The sequence below is a fragment of the Anaeromassilibacillus sp. Marseille-P3371 genome, assembly GCF_900169665.1.
Classification (GTDB): Bacteria; Bacillota; Clostridia; order Oscillospirales; family Acutalibacteraceae; genus Anaeromassilibacillus.
Map to the genome: position 1 here is coordinate 3,266,344 of NZ_LT835157.1, position 2,502 is coordinate 3,268,845.

Below are 2,502 nucleotides of genomic sequence, written 5' to 3' on the forward strand. Positions count from 1 at the left end.
CCCCTGCGTATGTGTGCAGGATGCGGAGAAAGCAAGCCGAAAAAAGAACTGGTCCGGGTGGTCCGTTCGCCGGAAGGCGAGATTTCCCTAAGGTTCTTACATGCCAGGCAACACCGAGCCAAGGCGGTACTGTGTGATATTCCTATTTCGACTGCCTCAAGAAGCCTAAACAACTTGCTGGAAAAAGGAGAAGCAGACGCCACAGAGAGACTTATATACCGGCCGGGGCTTTGTTTACGCCTCACCGGCCTTCGTTAAGGCTTACGGCCATTATGGCATATGACGCTCCAGGTCTCGAGCAGGAACTCCAACCGATCATGCAATTATGGAAGCGTTAAATGGTTGAAGCAAGGAGAGTTACACCTTGCCCTCGACTTAGAGAATACAGAAATGTTCCCAAACGGTTGGACGAGTATGTTTACTAGTTCAACCACCAGCGGCCTGTGGCTGCCCTGAATGATAAACCCCCAGTTCAGTACAAGACCGAACTGGGGGTTCTGATTCTATGGTGGTTTTTAGTGCCTGCTTTTCTTTGAAAAATGCATAGAGCTGGCGGGTTGGCATATGTGGGCAAAGTTCTCTGGTTTTATCCGGACCTGAAGGCGCCGGCACATCTGCCACTTACAACAATTTGTTCCTTGCTGTTCATGAACGGGCCTGCACATCCTTCGCGCATCGTCCGGTCCAGCCCATGATCTGTTTCCGCTGGCTTTGAATGTGCTCTGCAATCTGCTGTAACATTCTTGCCCGTGGCGTCCATATATCGCGCTGGCGCCCGCTTATCTTGAAAAATACAGCAGCCGGGAATAGACCTCTAGCAAACGCGGATACGCATATTCAAAAAAGGACTTGTAGGCATCGCAAAGATAGTTTTTGCCTAGACCATCCGAAAAAAAATCCCGGTCCCGACGGCACCCACCCCGACAGAGCGAAAACCAACGGCATTGCCGGCATTCCTCCGGCTGGTATTGGCTCTGTTCGACAAAGCGGAGCTGTTCCCGCTGGCGGTCGATTTGTTCCAGGGTGTCGGTCAGGAAATTACCCAGCTTATAGTGATCCAGCATGTAAAAATCACAGGGATAGACACTTCCATCCGCTTCGACCACATACTGCAGACTACATTGACCTCCCATTGCACAGACTTGTGGAGGTTGTCCATCCAAAATCAACAATAGATTATCGAAGTATTGGTGGAATTGCCGCGCTCCTTTCTTGATCTGCTGGTACCAAAGATCAAAGGCATCCTTTAGATACTGTGCATACCGTTCCGAAGTAAGCGACCAGGGATGCAGCCCCCTCGGTTCATCTGCTGGAGATCGAAAGCAAACCACAGTCGGCCATCCAAGAAGTTCCTTCCCGGCAGGTATCGCTTGCAGCTATCCAAAGAAGCGGAACATATTATATAGGTTGATCCCTAAAACAAGAACCATGGACCATTGAAACAACCTGGTGACATTCTCCTCGCTTAACCTGCGGTTCAGCCTACCTCCCACTTCGCTGCCGGCAACCCCGCACAGAATCATCCCAACCAGAATGGGGATTAAGATGTCCGGGACATCCCCGGCTAGAATTGTTTTGAGCGTCCCCGCTCCTTGACTGATTAAAATAACAAATAGGCTGTTCTGAGCGGCTGTCTTTGTGGACATGGAAAAAAAGTAATACAAAACAGCCATATTGAACGGACCTCCGCCAATTCCCAAAAATGAACCCAGGATTCCCAAGCCCAATCCAACGGCAACGCAAAGGGACCAATGCCGGACCCGTTTTGCGGGAAAGCGGTCCTTTGTGATGGTGTAGAGCAGAGTCCCCAAGGTTGCTAAAAAAAGGAACAGTGCCTGTACGCCGCCGATCACCTCTGCGTCTGTATATAGGCTGGCCAGCTGGCAGTAGATCTCTTTTCCCAATAGGCCTCCCAGGGCAGCTCCGGCGGCCAAAGGCACGGAAACGCGGAAATCCAGTAGATTGTCCCGCCTCCAAGCAGCCTTGCCGACGGACCAGCAGCTCATCCCCAACACGGTACAACCTGAGTAAAAATTAATGGCTGCAACGCTGGCTGTATGGCATGCATCCAACACCGGCTTGATCATCACGCCTCCACCCATGCCGCAGATCTTTCCTAAAACGCTGGCTAAAAAAGCAACCAGAAAATAGATACCATCCATCGTCTCTCCTCAAAGGCGGTCAAGCTGTAACGCCTTCGGAAACCTATGGAAGTTCAAGGCGAAACCGCTTCGCCTTGTGTCATGCGGAGCGCGCAGGTCTCTTTTTCATCAAGGTCCTTATCTGTCTGCTATGCCAACCACAGATGTCCCTGTAGGCCCTCTTTCTTGGACCTGCGCGCTTCCGATTACCCCACGATGGTCCGAGCCGACTGTAAAATCTGCTCAACCATCTCTATCGTATACAAGCCGTCCGCACCTGTACTGGTTGGCGGACGGTCAAACCGGACTGCATCAATCACCTCGCGGTGCTGGCGGTACCCAAAGGGGACCACATCCAAGG

The 2,502-nt window shown here is 51.6% G+C and carries 2 protein-coding genes and 1 pseudogene; 1 reads left to right on the forward strand and 2 read right to left on the reverse strand.

Annotated elements, in window-relative coordinates; genetic code table 11:
• Positions 1 to 88 (forward strand): annotated as a pseudogene (locus B9Y59_RS16305) (YlxR family protein); the annotation flags it as partial.
• A 691-nt stretch (positions 89 to 779) separates the two neighbouring features.
• On the opposite strand, the gene B9Y59_RS13755 reads toward B9Y59_RS16305, so the two are convergent.
• Both B9Y59_RS13755 and B9Y59_RS13760 read right to left on the reverse strand, forming a co-directional pair.
• Positions 780 to 1,331, reverse strand: a complete 552-nt coding sequence (locus B9Y59_RS13755) for an SPASM domain-containing protein (RefSeq protein WP_085534161.1) — start codon at positions 1,329 to 1,331, stop codon at positions 780 to 782.
• Positions 1,332 to 1,376: 45 nt separating this feature from the next.
• Positions 1,377 to 2,162 (reverse strand): sulfite exporter TauE/SafE family protein, encoded by a 786-nt coding sequence (locus B9Y59_RS13760; RefSeq protein WP_085534163.1) that lies wholly within the window; start codon positions 2,160 to 2,162, stop codon positions 1,377 to 1,379.
• Positions 2,163 to 2,502: the final 340 nt, after the last annotated feature.